We start from the raw sequence: 12,994 nt of genomic DNA, 5'->3' as shown, positions 1-12,994 counted from the left end.
CTCCGGCAGGGATTCCTCCGGCAGGTCTTTCCTCCGGCAGGGCTTTCCTCCGGCAGGAAAGCGCACGCCTACTTCAGTGCCAGCAACAAGGTGTCCGACGGCGAGCACCACACCGGCCGGGCCTCGCCGAACCCCTTCTCGCGCAAGGTCCGTGCGTGCCACGCGGCGGACGGCATGTCGCCGTCGGCGTGCTCGCCGTAGATCTCGAAGCGCCGGGCGGTGGGCCCGGCGAGGACGGGGTCCTGGGCGGCGAGCTGCCACCACTGGGCCCAGTCGAGGGCGCCGTTCGCCTTGGCCTGTTCCATGCCCGCGTGCCGCCGCGCCCGCTCGGCCGCGTTGATCCGGGGCGTGGACTCGTCGATCATGTGGTCCGCGTTCATGAAGACACCACCGTCACGGACGAGTTCCGCGACCTGACCGTAAAGGGCGGCGAGGGGTTCGCTGTGCAGCCAGTGCAGGGCGGTGGCGGTCAGAACCGCGTCGTACGACGCGTGCGGCAGCCTCGAAGGCCAGCTGGGGTCCTTGAGGTCGGCGGTGACGAAGGTGACCCGGTCGTCGTCGGCGAAGGTGCCCTCGGCGATGGCGAGGAGCGCCGGGTCGAGGTCGACACCGGTGCTGGTGGCCTCGGGGAACCGCGCGAACAGCCGGGCCGTGATACTTCCCGTACCGCACGCGAGGTCCAGGACGCGCGGGGCGGTGCCGACGAGGGCCTCGACCATGTCGAGCATGATCCGGAAGCGGTCCTCCCGGTCCGGCATGTACCACTCCTGCTGCCGGTCCCAGCTGTCCTGCCAGGCCTGCCAGTCGGTACCCGCCGTGGTGGTGTTGGTGTCCGTCATCGAGCCCCTCCGTCGCACGATGTCACGTAATACCCTGAATGCACGACCGGCTGTTACCCCGACCGCACCTCGACCATAGAACGCCTCCGTAAGGACTACAAGTGGAACTGGCCTATTACTCGGACTATGCCGTGCGACTCGTCAACACCGAGGAGCCGGCCCGCGGCAAGGACGCGCTGACCTCGGTCGAGGTGATCCACGACCTCTTCGGGGGCAACCAGGGGGCAGCCCGGCGTGCCACGGACGCCGACGTCACACGTTTCCGGGGCGTACGGGCCAGGCTGCGGGCGGTCTTCGAGGCGGCGGACGCGGGCAGCGAGACCCTGGCCGTGGACCTGCTGAACTCACTCCTCCTGGAGTTCCCGGTGAGTCCGCAGATCTCCGGCCACGACTACCGGGACGACGAGGGCCGCCCGCTGTGGCACATGCACCTGGCGGACCATCCGTCCAACGCGACCGCGGGCTACGCGGCGATCGCGGCGATGGGCCTGGCCTTCCACCTCACCGAGTACGGCGTCGACCGGTTGGGCCTGTGCGAGGCGCCCCCCTGCCGCAACGCCTACCTGGACACCTCCACCAACCGCTCCCGGCGCTACTGCTCCGACCGCTGCGCCACCCGCGCCAATGTGGCGGCCTACCGCGCCCGCAAACGCCTGGAGGCGGACCGGTCGGACAGCACCGGCCTCGCGGCCGACAGTGCCCAGCGCACCGCGGCGAACGGCGAGCGCTGATCCGGCCGGCGCGGCCGGTAACGGAAGCGGACCCTGCCCAGGACCAACTCGTCGGGCACGGTGCCGTAGTCGGTGCTGTCGCCGCCGGCGTACGGGTTGTCGCCGAGCACCCACCAGCCGCCCTCACGCCGCTGGGCCGCCCGCTTGACGACCAGCAGGTCCTGCTGGAACGGATGACGCAGCACGAGCACGTCCCCCGGCCTGATCCGGGCGCCCCACTGCACCACGAGCTGGTCCCCGTGGCGGAGCGTGGGCACCATCGACGGCCCGGTCACCTCGGCCAGCCCGAACGGCAGCACGGCGCCCCGGTCCTCGGTCTCCTGCGACAGCTCCGGCATCACCCGACACCTCCCCGCTCCATCCTCCACCAGTCTCAGTCTGACCCCGGACTTTTGTCCTAAGCCCATGGGGGCACCCGCGAAATCCCCCCGCGCGGGGAGTAATGTCGCACCTGAGAAGACGATCACGAGGAAGGAACGCTCCATGCTTTCCCGCCTGTTTGCCCCCAAGGTCAAGGTCAGCGCCCACTGCGACCTGCCCTGCGGCGTGTACGACCCGGCCCAGGCCCGCATCGAGGCGGAGTCGGTCAAGGCTGTCCAGGAGAAGATGGCCGGCAACGACGACCCGCACTTCCAAGCGCGCGCCACCGTCATCAAGGAGCAGCGCGCCGAGCTCGCGAAGCACCACGTCTCCGTGCTGTGGAGCGACTACTTCAAGCCGCCGCACTTCGAGAAGTACCCGGAGCTGCACCAGCTGGTCAACGACGCCCTGAAGGCCCTCTCGGCCGCCAAGGGTTCGACCGACCCGGCCACGGGCCAGAAGGCCCTGGACTACATCGCCCAGATCGACAAGATCTTCTGGGAGACCAAGAAGGCTTGATCTTCGATCTCGCCGCTCGACCTACGCATTGCCTGGTCGCCCGGTCTTCCTGCCCGCACCCGGTTCCGCAGGCCGCCGAGAACGGCGTCTCTGACGGTCCGGGTGCGGTCTTTTTCAACCCGCTGAGGGCTCAGCCGCGCAGGGGTTCGGCCAGGCGCTGGAGGAGCCCGGCGACCAGGGCGGTCTGGGCGGGCACGGTGTCGGGGTAGACGAACTCGCCCCGGGCGTGGGCGCCGTCGCCGACCGCGCCCATGCCGCACAGGACCGGCAGACCGAGCGCGGCGACGAAGTTGGCGTCGCTGGCGCCGCCGACGGCCGCGTCGGGCAGGTCCGCGCGTCCCTGCTCGCGGGCGACCTCGCGGGCGAGGGCCAAGAGCGGGGCGGAGGCGGCGTTCAGTGTCATCGGCGGCCGGTTCCAGGCGTGGTCGACCTCGATGCGCACCCGGGGGTCACTGACCCTGATGGCGGCGAACTCGGCGTCCACACGGTCCTGTTCGGACTCGCTGCTGATCCGGATGTCGATGCTGGCGGTGGCCCGTCCTGCGACCACGTTGGTGGCCGAACCGCCGCTGATCAGGCCGGTGTTGATGGTCGTGCCCCGCTCGGGGCGGGCGACCTTCGCGGCGGCGATCACGAACTCGGACAGTGCCAGGATCGCGCTCGCCCCGTCCTCGGGCGCGAGCCCGGCGTGGGCCTCGACGCCGGTGGCGGCCGCCTTGAAGATGCCGGAGCCCTTGCGTGCGGTCTTGACGGCGCCGTGCGCGGTGGGCTCCAGGACCAGGGTGGCGTCGACCTTCCTCGCGACGTCCTCGATCACGGGCCGTGAGGACAACGAGCCGATCTCCTCGTCGCCGTTGAAGAGAAAGGTGACGGTGGGCACCGCCGCGCCGCTCTCCCGAGCGAGCCTCAGGGCCCAGATGCCCTGCGCCAGACCGGTCTTCATGTCGAAGATGCCGGGCGCGCTGAGCTTCTCGCGACCGTCGCGGTCCGCTTCCGGCTGCTCCCAGCCGGCGAACGTTCCGGTCGGCCAGACGGTGTCGTAGTGGCCGACCAGCGCGACGTGCCCGGCGCCGCTGCCGGTGTAGGTCAGGGTGAGGGTGTCGCCCGACTCGCCGCCGGGGTGACGGTGCTCGTGGTCGGGCTGCCCGAGCCGGTGCACGGCCAGTTCGCGCAGGAGGTCCAGGCCCGCCGCGAGGCCGGCCAGGTCGTGGCTGCTGGTCTCCTGGCGGACGAGGGTGAGGATGTCGGTGAGGATCTCCGACGAGACCTCCTGGGCGCGGGCGATGAGGGCGGCGGCGGGTTCGGGCGATGTGGTCATGATCGGCTTTCTCCGTGTCTGTCGTACGTCTCGCAGGAGAGACACGACCTGGTGCCTGTCGTAGGTCTCGTACGACGGCGTGTGGGGGCGCTTGTCGCTTGGCAGGGCCGGGTCAGCCGACGCCGAAGGGGATGCCGAGCAGGTACCAGAGCACGAAGAACGCGACCCAGACGACCCAGACGACGGCGGCGATCGGGATGGTGAAGGAGGCCAGCGTGCCGATGCCGGCGGACTTCCGGTGCTGCTGGATGAAGCCGAGCGCCATCGCGAAGTAGGGGCTCATCGGGGTGACGCAGTTGGTGACCGAGTCGGCGACGCGGTAGACGGCCTGGGTGGTCTCGGGCTCGATCCCGATGAGCATCAGCATCGGGATGAGCACCGGCGCGGCCAACGCCCACAGGGCGGAACCGCTGGTGATCACGAGGTTCATGAAGGTGATCAGTACGGCGATGCCAACCAGCACGCCCCAGCCGCCGAGGTGTATCTGCCTCAGCGTCTCGGCTCCCTCGATGGCGATGACGTCGCCGATGTTCGTCCACTTGAAGTACGCGAGGAACTGGGAGATCGCGAAGAACAGGACCAGGATCGGGGCGAAGGTGCGGGTGCCTTCGACCAGCGCGTCCAGGAGGTCGACCGCCGCGCGGAAGGTCCCGGCGATACGGCCGTAGACCCAGCCGAGCAGGGAGAAGAACAGGAACAGCACGATCGACATGCCGCTGATCACCGGGGACTCGACCAGCGAGCCGCCTTCCCCGCGCAGCGGGGAGGACGCCGGGATCATGGCGGCCGCGAGGACCGCGACGAAGCCGAGCGCGGCCAGGCCGGTCGCCCGCAGGGCGCGGCGCTGGTCCGGGGTGACCTCGATGGCCTTCGACTCCGCTGCGGTCAGCGCCGTGACCGGCTCGTCGGGGTCCAGGTCCGAGCGCTTGGAGATGACCTTGTCGACGACGAGCGTGATGACCAGGGCCACGAGCACGGACGAGGCGACGCCGAAGAAGTAGTTCGCCACCGGGGTCACGACGTGGTGCGGGTCGATGGTGTGGGCGGCGGCGGTGGAGATCGACGACAGCAGGACGTCGGTCGTGGTGAGGGACGGGGAGGCGTCGTAGCCGGCGGAGACGGAGACGTAGGCGACGATGCAGCCGAGGACGGGACTGCGGCCGGCCGCGCGGAATACGAGCGCCCCGAGCGGGATGAGGGTGACATACGCGGCGTCGCCGGCGACGTGGGCGACCATCGCCGTCATCGACAGCGCGAAGGTGAGGTACCTGCCGGGCACCCGCGCGACCATGCGGCGCAGCAGGGTCGTGAACAGCCCGCTCGCCTGGGCGACGGAGATCCCGAAGCCGACGATGAGGATGGTGGCCAGCGGCGGGAAGGTCGCGTAGTTGTCGACGGCCCCCTCGACCATCGTCGTGAGCCCGGCCTTGCTGAGCAGGCTCTGGACCTTGATGGTCTCGTGCGTTCCGGGGTGCGGGGTGCTGACGCCGGCCGCCGCCAGGATCGCGCTGAGGACGATCACGACCCCCGCGAGGATCCAGAACAGCCAGAAGGGGTTGGGCAGCTTGTTGCCGACCTTCTCGATCGCCGCGAAGGCGCGGAACGCGGCGCGCAGGACTCTCGAAGGCGGTTCGGTCGGCTGGGGCTCGGTGGCGGTGGCACTCATGGGTACCTCTTCGTGCATTCGGGGGGACACCCGGGGAGAACGCTCAGGGAGGACGCCCGGGGAGGACATTCGGGGACGACGTCCGGGAGGGGCCCAGATGACATCTCGGGGATGTTCCTGCAAACCATGACAGCAGAGTGAGAGATTCTCTATAGCCAGTCTGTAACAGTGGCATTAATCAGCAGACGGCTGCGGTCTAAGGTGGGCGCATGACCCGCCTTCTCCTGGACGAGCTCGACCGGCGCCTGATCGGGGCACTGCACCTGGCACCCCGGGCCACCTGGGACGACATCGGCGGGATCCTGTCCGCCGACGCCAGCACTCTGAAGCGCCGCTACGACCGGCTGCACGAGGCCCGAATGGTCCGTGTGATCGGCCAGGCCGACTGGGGCATGCACTCCACGGCGATGCCGATCCACGTGTTTTTGGACGTTACCGGCGAGACTCCGCTGGCCGTCCTCGACCGGTTGCGTGACCTGCCCCACCTCCAGCTCCTGGCGCAGATCTCCGGTGACTATCCGCTCTATGCCGTGGTCCACGCCCCCAGCGACGCCGCCACCAGCGAGGCCGTCGACCGGATGTTCTCGGTCCCCGGAGTCCGCCGCGTCAACGCGCTGCCCGCGCTCAGCACCCTGCGCCGGGGCATCACCTGGGACCCGCAGCTCCTGAACGGCGCCGAACGGGCCGACCTGCTGCGACTCTCCGGTACGCAGCCGGAGGGCATCGCGACGGCGACACCTCCCGCCAAACCCCTGAGCGAGGCCGAGCGCGCGGTCGTCTCCCTGCTGATGCGGGACGGCCGGTCCTCCGCGGCGAGCATCGCGCGGGCAGCTGACCTGGCGACCTCCACCGCGCACCGCGTCGTCCGTCGGGTCCTCGACGAGCAGTGGGTCAAGCCGCGCCTGGAGATCGTGTCGGAATGGCTCGGCTTCCAGACCCCGTTCCTGCTGCGCCTGCGGGTCGCCCCCGGCGACACCCCCGACGTCATGCGGCGCCTTGACCAGCTCCCGCAGACCCGGCTCGCCGTCCACGTCGCCAGCGACATGTCCGTCCTGTGTGTCGGCCTGGTCACCGACCGCTCCGCCCTCGCGGTCTTCGTCGACGACGAACTCGCCAGGATCCCCGGCATCCTCACCGTCAGCACGGCCGTCATGCTCGCCGAACCGCGCCGCTACTGGCTGGACCGGGACCGGACATCGGGGCTCGGGGAGTTCCACGCGCCGACACTGCTGTAGGTCAGGTGCCCCCAGGGGTGCCAGGTGACGGAGTCAGCGGGAGAACGGATCCGGTGGCCGGCTAGAACCCCGAAGGGGCCCGGCCGGACAGGTTCCGGCCGAGCCCCTTGGTCGTTCCCGTACAGCGCTCCGGGTCAGTGGAACTGCGGCACGATCAGATAGATCCCGTACGCCACCACCGCCGCGCACGCGGCGAAGCAGAGGGCGGCCTGGGTGAGGCTCACGGCGTGGGTGGTGCCGTTCTCCGCGCGTGCTCCCTCGAACCGCGCGAGGCCGAGGACGCCGAGGGCGAAGACGACGACCACGGCGACGGTGACGCCGACGCTCACCGCGGTGACCTGGCCCAGTGCGCTCCAGTCGAGACTCATGCTGTGAACTCCCCTGACTCAGGCGGCAGTGCCGACACCGGCCGGCGTGGTGGCTTTGATGGCGACCTCATGGGCGTCGTTGACGTTGTTCGCGTGCACCGGGTTGCGCCGGGACAGGAGCACGATGCCCGCGGCGACCGCCGCACCGATCAGGGCGACCACGGTCGTGCCGAGGTTGCCGCCGTGCTTGACCACGCTCGCGGAGACACCGCCGACCAGCGCGGCGGCGGGCAAAGTGATCAGCCAGGCGGCGACCATCCGGCCCGCGACACCCCAGCGCACCTCCGCGAGCCGCCGTCCCAGGCCCGCGCCGAGGATGCTGCCCGAGGCGACCTGAGTGGTGGACAGGGCGAAGCCGAGGTGGGCGGAGGTCAGGATGACGGTCGTGGAGGCGGTCTCGGCGGCGAAACCCTGCGGCGACTGGATCTCCGTCAGGCCCTTGCCCATCGTGCGGATGATCCGCCAGCCGCCGAGGTAGGTGCCCAGACCGATGGCGAGCCCCGCCGACGCGATGACCCACACCGGCGGACCGGCGTCGTGGCCCAGCGCGCCCGCCGAGATGAGCGTCAGGGTGATGACGCCCATGGTCTTCTGCGCGTCGTTCGTGCCGTGCGCCAGCGAGACCAGCGAGGCGGAGGCGATCTGCCCGAGCCTGAAGCCCTTGGTCACCGACTCCTTGCGGGCCCGGGCTGTGAGCTTGTAGGCGAAGTAGGTGGCGATCAGCGCGGCGACCCCGGCGACCAGCGGCGAGGCCACCGCCGGGATCAGCACCTTCTCGACCACCTTGTCGAAGTGCACACCGTGGGAACCGGCACCGACCCAGACCGCGCCGATCAGCCCGCCGAACAGCGCGTGCGACGAACTGGACGGCAGCCCGACCAGCCAGGTCAGCAAATTCCACAGGATCGCCCCGATCAACCCCGCGAAGATCATTCCTGGGGAGACCAGGGTGTCGTCCACGATGCCGCCGGAGATCGTCTTGGCGACCTCGGTGGACAGGAAGGCGCCGACCACGTTGAGGATTCCGCTGATGACGACGGCGGTTCTCGGCTTCAGCGCCCCCGTGGCGATGGAGGTGGCCATCGCGTTCGCCGTGTCGTGGAACCCGTTGGTGAAGTCGAAGGCGAGCGCCGTGACGATGACGACGGCCACCAGGAACGTTATGTGGTCCATTCCGCCATGCAAACAAGGCCAGGCCAATCCCCGGAGAACCGGAGGCAAAGGCTGGTCCAGAACCGCGCGCACAAGTGATGGAGGCCGTGTGACGCCGGGGGCCTGACCCTGGAGGACTGGTCCGGCTACGGAAGGCGCGCGAAGTGATGCCGGTCGGGGATTGCCGACACCGTTCGGGTCGTGTTCTCAGGCGCTCTTCTCGGCCCTGTGCTCGCCGGTGTTCCGGGGATCCCTCGACCCGGGCTCTGCCCTGCCGGGTTTCCGTCCGGCCTCGGCGCTGTCCGCGCCTTCCTCGACGTACGCCGCGCACTCGGGGGCTCGGCACGGTCCGGCCACCCACACCGGGACCCACACGCCCAGCGTCTTGTGACGCCGGACGACCGTGTCGACGGGCTGTCCGCAGACGGGACAGGCATGTGCGCCGCTGTCCATGTCCTCAGAGTAGGACGAGCGGCGCGTCAGCGCTTCCTGCTGTACGTGCGCACCATGGCGCCGTTCTTGAAGGTCCGTACGTCGTCGAGCTCGAACTCGCTGATCGCGAAGGCGGACTGGAACATCGGCATGCCGGAGCCCTGCACCACCGGGTAGGTCTTGATGACCAGTTCGTCGATCTCGTCGAACAGCTCGCCCGCGAGCACCGACCCGCCGCACAGGTAGATACCGAACGCGCTGTCCTCCGCCTTGAGTTCCCGCACCCTGCCGACCAGGTCGTCCGCGACGATCTCGACCTTCGGGTCGGGCGACTCCTTCAGGGTGCGTGAGGCGACGTACTCGCGCAGATGGGCGTACGGACTGGTGATGCCCTCCTTCAACGCGAGGTCGTAACTGGCCCGGCCCTGGATGACCGTGTCGAACCTCCTGTTCTCCAGGTCGTCGAGGCCGAAGGCCCGGCGGCCCTGGGTCGACATCGTCTCCGGATACTCGTTCTTGAGGAACTCGAAGAACTCCTCGTCGACGAGTCGGACCATGTACGACGCGTCGCCGCTCTCGTCCCCGATGAACCCGTCGATGGAGCAGGCGATGTAGTACGTGAGCTTGCGCAAGCCGGTCTCTTTCCGTAGGGGGCGTTCTACGGGAGCCGTGTCAGCCCCCTCTCCAACCACTCCAGTTATAGTGCTCCACTTGTAGTGGTCACAAGCGAATCCCGGGCAGGGAATCAAGTGGGAGAAGAGGTTCCGCCCGGCCGGCGATCCGGAGCGCCGGTCCGCCCGCGCGTCGGCGCCGGAGTCGAGGTGCTCGGAATCAGCTGTCGAGGTGCTCGGAATCAGCCCTGGGGCTCTCTCCACATCGGCCACATCTTGGGGCCGTCGGGCAGGTCGAGGGGGCGGCCCACGAGCTCGAAGCCGAGGCGCTCGTACAGCCGGCGGCTGCGGGCGTTGCTCGCCTCCAGATAGGCGGGCAGCCCCTCGCGGTCGCAGCGGTCGAGGACCGGGGCCAGGAGCGCGGTGCCGAGGCCCTCGCCCTGACGCTCCGGGGCCACGGCGATCATCCACAGGTAGGCGTGGGCGCGGCCCGAGGGGTGAATGTCCGCCGTGAGCCGCCCGATCAGTTCGACCCGCTCGTTGTCCGGGTCCACGGCCTCACGCAACCGGGCGGGGCCGTCGCCCTCAGCGGAGTCGTCTCCGGCGGAGTCGTCCAGACCGGAGTCGTGTCCATGCTCGTCCCCCGGCACGGGCAGCCACAGCGCGCAGGCCGTGCCGTCCTCGGTGACGTCGATCCGGCCCTCATCGAGCACGATGTCGGTGAACGCGGCCATCAGCAAGGGATGGGTCGTACGCCGGTGCTCGTCTCCCGGGAAAACCCAGCAGCTCACCGGATCGTCCCGAAACGCCGCGTCCAGCAACCGTACGACCGACTCCCGGTCCCCTGCGCCCGCCGTCCGGACCGCCACACCCATCGCCCACCCCTTGGTCTCAACCAGCCTTGGTCGTACGGCGGTTGAGCCTATACGGGACCTTCCGTCGCCTGGGCGGAAGAGCGGGGCCCGCACATCGTGGGGATGTGCGGGACCCGCCGGACCGGAGCCCGCGGCGGTGCGGAGTCAGGAGCCGCACCGCCGCCAAGACCTCCGGGGCCCTGGGCGCCCTCCCCCCTGGTGGACGCCCTTCGGTGGACGCCTCAGCTGCTGCGCCGGGTCACGAACTCGGCCAGCGACAGCAGACCGCCCGCCGCTTCCGGGTCGGACACCGCCCGGGCCAGCTCCTGCATCGCCCGGGCCATCCGGTCCGCGGCCTGGACCTGCGCCCAGTCCCGCCCACCCGCCCGCTCCACCGCGAGGGCGGTCCGCTCCAGGTCCTCCTCCGCATAAGGGGCTTCGTACAGTGCGGCCAGTTCGGCGGACTCCGGTGTCCCGGACACCAGCGCGGCGACCACCGGCAGCGACTTCTTACGGGCGGCCAGGTCCGCGCCGGCCGGCTTGCCGGTGCTGCGCGGGTCGCCCCATATGCCGATCACGTCGTCGATGAGCTGGAACGCGAGCCCGGCCTCCCGGCCGAACCCGTCCAGCGCCTGAACGTCCTCGTCTTCCGCGCCCGCGTACAGCGCGCCGAGAGCGCAGGCGCACCCGAGCAGTGCGCCCGTCTTGGCCTCGGCCATGGTGAGCACCTCGTCGAGAGTGACGTCGCGCGGGCCGAGCGCCTCCATGGCGGTGTCGGCGTGCTGGCCGGCGCAGAGCTCGACGACACAGTCGGCGAGCCGGGCGGCTGCCCGCGCGGACGCCGGATGCGGGTCCTCGGCCAGCAACCGTAGGGCCAGCGCCTGGAGCGTGTCTCCGGCGAGAATCGCGTCGGCGTCACCGAACACGGTCCACGCGGTGGGACGGTGCCGACGGGTGGTGTCCCGGTCCATCACATCGTCGTGCAGCAAGGTGAAGTTGTGGACCAGCTCCACCGCCGCGGCCGCCCGCACCGCCGCCTCCCGCGCCCCCGGCCCACCGAGCGCGGCGGCCGCGGCGAGGACCAGCGCCGGACGTATCGCCTTGCCCGAGTTGCCCGCCGCCGGGGTGCCGTCCGCGTGCTCCCAGCCGAAGTGGTAGAGCGCGATGCGGCGCATGGAGCCGGGCAGCGACTCGATCGCGGAGCGCAACGCGGGATCGACCGACGCCCGCGTCCGTTCGAGGATCACCCCCGCCTCGTGACCGTCGAGCGGATGCGTCCCCGCGGAGCATCGCTCCGTCTCCGCCATGAACTCGGTCATGGGCCCCCCTCGGCGAGTCCGTGGACGATGGTGTCCGCGCCGCGGCCGGGCGCGGACGACCAGGGTGCACCCGCCCCCAAGGGCGGGAACACGACCTTCAGGTGCCAGGACGTCACCTCCAGCGGCCGATCTCGACGTTCTCCAGGACACCCAGCGCGTCCGGCACCAGGACCGCCGCCGAGTAGTACGCCGTCACCAGGTACTTGATGATCGCCTGCTCGTTGATGCCCATGAAACGCACCGACAGGCTCGGCTCGATCTCGTCCGGGATGCCGGCCTGCTGGAGGCCGATGACACCCTGCTCGGCCTCGCCGGTACGCATGGCGATGATCGAGGTCGTCCGGGCCTCGGTGACCGGGATCTTGTTGCACGGGTAGATCGGCACCCCGCGCCAGGTGGGAATCCGGTTGCCGGCCACCTCGATGGTCTCGGGGACCAGGCCGCGCTTGTTGAGCTCACGGCCGATCGCGGAGATCGCGCGCGGATGGGCGAGCAGCAGCTTGGTGCCGCGCCGCCTGCTGAGCAGCTCGTCCAGGTCGTCAGGGCCGGGCACGCCGTCGTGCGGCTGGAGGCGCTGGTCGTACTCGCAGTTGTTCAGCAGACCGAACTCGCGGTTGTTGACGAGCTCGTGCTCCTGGCGTTCCTTCAGCGCCTCGACCGTGAGCCGGAGCTGCTGCTCGGTCTGGTTCATGGGCTGGTTGTAGAGGTCGGCCACGCGGGAGTGGATGCGCAGCACCGTCTGGGCGATGCTCAGTTCGTACTCGCGGGGCCGGGCCTCGTAGTCGACGAAGGTGTGCGGGATGTCCGGCTCACCGTCATGGCCGGCCGCGAGGTCGATTTCCTTCTCGCCGAACTTGTTGGTGCGCTGCGAGGGGATCGCACGCTGCCCCTGGAGGTGTTCGCTCAGGGATTCGCTGCGCTCCGCGACCTGCTCGACCGACTGGCGGGGCAGCACGAGCACGGTGCACGCGGTGACCGCGCGGGCCGTGTACTCCCAGATGGCGTCCGGGTCGAGCAGGGCCTGGTCGCCGAAGTACGCGCCGTCGGCGAGGACTCCGAGGACCGCGTCGTCGCCGTAGGGCCCGGTGCCGACCTTCTCCACCCGGCCGTGCGCCAGCAGGAAGACCTCGTCGGTCCGGCTGCCGAACTCGGCGATCACGGCCCCGGCGTCGAACTCCCGCTGCTCGCAGCGCCGAGCCAGTTCGCTGAGCACGTCCTCGTCCGAGTAGGACCGCAGTGCGGGCAGCTCGCCCAGCTCCGCGGGGATCACCTCCACGCGGTCGCCGGTCTTCACGAACGTCACCCGGCCGTCCCCGACCGCGTAGGTCAGTCGCCGGTTCACCCGGTACGTACCGCCCTGCACGTTCACCCACGGAAGCATGCGCAGCAGCCAGCGGGAGCTGATCTCCTGCATCTGGGGTGCGGACTTGGTGGTGGTGGCCAGGTTCCGCGCGGCCGCCGTACCGAGACTCTGCTGCGGCTTGTCCTGCTGCGCGCGGACCTCTTCGCCTACCGACATAAGGAATTGCCCTCCCCGGCTCATACGCGGCAGCGTGTGCTCCGCGCATCGATCTGCACGGCCAAGCCTTC

The 12,994-nt window shown here is 70.1% G+C and carries 14 protein-coding genes; 3 read left to right on the top strand and 11 right to left on the bottom strand.

The annotated features are described in order from the left end of the window. Positions 1-68: 68 nt before the first annotated feature. Positions 69-839 (bottom strand): class I SAM-dependent methyltransferase, encoded by a 771-nt coding sequence (locus tag ACFYRY_RS17685; protein ID WP_389145744.1) that lies wholly within the window; start codon positions 837-839, stop codon positions 69-71. Positions 840-940: 101 nt separating this feature from the next. Here ACFYRY_RS17685 and ACFYRY_RS17680 point away from each other — a divergent pair, with 101 nt between their 5' ends. Then, positions 941-1,570 carry a CGNR zinc finger domain-containing protein gene (locus ACFYRY_RS17680; protein ID WP_389145741.1) on the top strand — a complete coding sequence of 210 codons (630 nt, stop codon included), beginning with the start codon at positions 941-943 and terminating at the stop codon, positions 1,568-1,570. Here the strand turns inward: ACFYRY_RS17680 and sodX are convergent. Continuing rightward, positions 1,474-1,908 (bottom strand): nickel-type superoxide dismutase maturation protease, encoded by a 435-nt coding sequence (gene sodX / locus ACFYRY_RS17675; RefSeq protein WP_389145738.1) that lies wholly within the window; start codon positions 1,906-1,908, stop codon positions 1,474-1,476. The two genes, ACFYRY_RS17680 and sodX, sit on opposite strands and share 97 nt — an antisense overlap. 145 nt (positions 1,909-2,053) lie before the next feature. On the opposite strand from sodX, the gene sodN reads away from it, so the two are divergent. Next, positions 2,054-2,449, top strand: coding sequence for a superoxide dismutase, Ni (gene sodN, locus ACFYRY_RS17670; protein WP_030928916.1), 396 nt, complete (start codon positions 2,054-2,056; stop codon positions 2,447-2,449). Between the two features lie 130 nt (positions 2,450-2,579). On the opposite strand, the gene ACFYRY_RS17665 is transcribed toward sodN, so the two are convergent. Together ACFYRY_RS17665 and ACFYRY_RS17660 are read right to left on the bottom strand one after the other, a co-directional pair. Then, positions 2,580-3,767, bottom strand: coding sequence for a M20 family metallopeptidase (locus tag ACFYRY_RS17665; RefSeq protein WP_389145735.1), 1,188 nt, complete (start codon positions 3,765-3,767; stop codon positions 2,580-2,582). Positions 3,768-3,879: 112 nt separating this feature from the next. After that, positions 3,880-5,433: an AbgT family transporter gene (locus tag ACFYRY_RS17660; protein WP_389145732.1), complete on the bottom strand. Its 1,554-nt coding sequence runs from the start codon at positions 5,431-5,433 to the stop codon at positions 3,880-3,882. Positions 5,434-5,642: 209 nt separating this feature from the next. Here ACFYRY_RS17660 and ACFYRY_RS17655 point away from each other — a divergent pair, with 209 nt between their 5' ends. Further along, positions 5,643-6,668, top strand: a complete 1,026-nt coding sequence (locus tag ACFYRY_RS17655) for an Lrp/AsnC ligand binding domain-containing protein (RefSeq protein ID WP_389145729.1) — start codon at positions 5,643-5,645, stop codon at positions 6,666-6,668. Between the two features lie 134 nt (positions 6,669-6,802). On the opposite strand, the gene ACFYRY_RS17650 is transcribed toward ACFYRY_RS17655, so the two are convergent. The 7 genes from ACFYRY_RS17650 to ACFYRY_RS17620 all read right to left on the bottom strand — a co-directional run bounded on the left by ACFYRY_RS17650 (position 6,803) and on the right by ACFYRY_RS17620 (position 12,923). Further along, positions 6,803-7,036 (bottom strand): hypothetical protein, encoded by a 234-nt coding sequence (locus tag ACFYRY_RS17650; RefSeq protein WP_389145726.1) that lies wholly within the window; start codon positions 7,034-7,036, stop codon positions 6,803-6,805. A gap of 18 nt (positions 7,037-7,054) precedes the next feature. Then, positions 7,055-8,209, bottom strand: coding sequence for an anion permease (locus ACFYRY_RS17645; protein ID WP_389145724.1), 1,155 nt, complete (start codon positions 8,207-8,209; stop codon positions 7,055-7,057). Positions 8,210-8,395: 186 nt separating this feature from the next. Then, entirely contained in the window at positions 8,396-8,641 is a 246-nt protein-coding gene (locus ACFYRY_RS17640; protein WP_389145721.1) for a hypothetical protein, read from the bottom strand. A gap of 26 nt (positions 8,642-8,667) precedes the next feature. Next, positions 8,668-9,252 carry a dihydrofolate reductase family protein gene (locus ACFYRY_RS17635; RefSeq protein WP_389145718.1) on the bottom strand — a complete coding sequence of 195 codons (585 nt, stop codon included), beginning with the start codon at positions 9,250-9,252 and terminating at the stop codon, positions 8,668-8,670. Between the two features lie 221 nt (positions 9,253-9,473). Beyond that, positions 9,474-10,106 (bottom strand): GNAT family N-acetyltransferase, encoded by a 633-nt coding sequence (locus ACFYRY_RS17630; protein ID WP_389145716.1) that lies wholly within the window; start codon positions 10,104-10,106, stop codon positions 9,474-9,476. A 221-nt stretch (positions 10,107-10,327) separates the two neighbouring features. Continuing rightward, entirely contained in the window at positions 10,328-11,404 is a 1,077-nt protein-coding gene (locus tag ACFYRY_RS17625) for a family 2 encapsulin nanocompartment cargo protein polyprenyl transferase (protein WP_389145712.1), read from the bottom strand. 112 nt (positions 11,405-11,516) lie between these two features. Further along, positions 11,517-12,923, bottom strand: coding sequence for a family 2B encapsulin nanocompartment shell protein (locus ACFYRY_RS17620; protein WP_389145709.1), 1,407 nt, complete (start codon positions 12,921-12,923; stop codon positions 11,517-11,519). Positions 12,924-12,994: the final 71 nt, after the last annotated feature.

This window comes from Streptomyces sp. NPDC005263, assembly GCF_042872365.1.
GTDB lineage: Bacteria > Actinomycetota > Actinomycetes > Streptomycetales > Streptomycetaceae > Streptomyces.
This window is presented reverse-complemented; position numbering and strand designations above follow the sequence as displayed.

Excerpts from the sequence above, each read along its gene's own strand:
- ACFYRY_RS17685 (WP_389145744.1), bottom strand. The coding sequence starts at position 839 with ATGACGGACACCAACACCACCACGGCGGGTACCGACTGGCAGGCCTGG.
- sodX (WP_389145738.1), bottom strand. The coding sequence starts at position 1,908 with ATGCCGGAGCTGTCGCAGGAGACCGAGGACCGGGGCGCCGTGCTGCCG.
- sodN (WP_030928916.1), top strand. The coding sequence starts at position 2,054 with ATGCTTTCCCGCCTGTTTGCCCCCAAGGTCAAGGTCAGCGCCCACTGC.
- ACFYRY_RS17665 (WP_389145735.1), bottom strand. The coding sequence starts at position 3,767 with ATGACCACATCGCCCGAACCCGCCGCCGCCCTCATCGCCCGCGCCCAG.
- ACFYRY_RS17660 (WP_389145732.1), bottom strand. The coding sequence starts at position 5,433 with ATGAGTGCCACCGCCACCGAGCCCCAGCCGACCGAACCGCCTTCGAGA.
- ACFYRY_RS17655 (WP_389145729.1), top strand. The coding sequence starts at position 5,643 with ATGACCCGCCTTCTCCTGGACGAGCTCGACCGGCGCCTGATCGGGGCA.
- ACFYRY_RS17650 (WP_389145726.1), bottom strand. The coding sequence starts at position 7,036 with ATGAGTCTCGACTGGAGCGCACTGGGCCAGGTCACCGCGGTGAGCGTC.
- ACFYRY_RS17645 (WP_389145724.1), bottom strand. The coding sequence starts at position 8,209 with ATGGACCACATAACGTTCCTGGTGGCCGTCGTCATCGTCACGGCGCTC.
- ACFYRY_RS17640 (WP_389145721.1), bottom strand. The coding sequence starts at position 8,641 with ATGGACAGCGGCGCACATGCCTGTCCCGTCTGCGGACAGCCCGTCGAC.
- ACFYRY_RS17630 (WP_389145716.1), bottom strand. The coding sequence starts at position 10,106 with ATGGGTGTGGCGGTCCGGACGGCGGGCGCAGGGGACCGGGAGTCGGTC.
- ACFYRY_RS17625 (WP_389145712.1), bottom strand. The coding sequence starts at position 11,404 with ATGACCGAGTTCATGGCGGAGACGGAGCGATGCTCCGCGGGGACGCAT.
- ACFYRY_RS17620 (WP_389145709.1), bottom strand. The coding sequence starts at position 12,923 with ATGTCGGTAGGCGAAGAGGTCCGCGCGCAGCAGGACAAGCCGCAGCAG.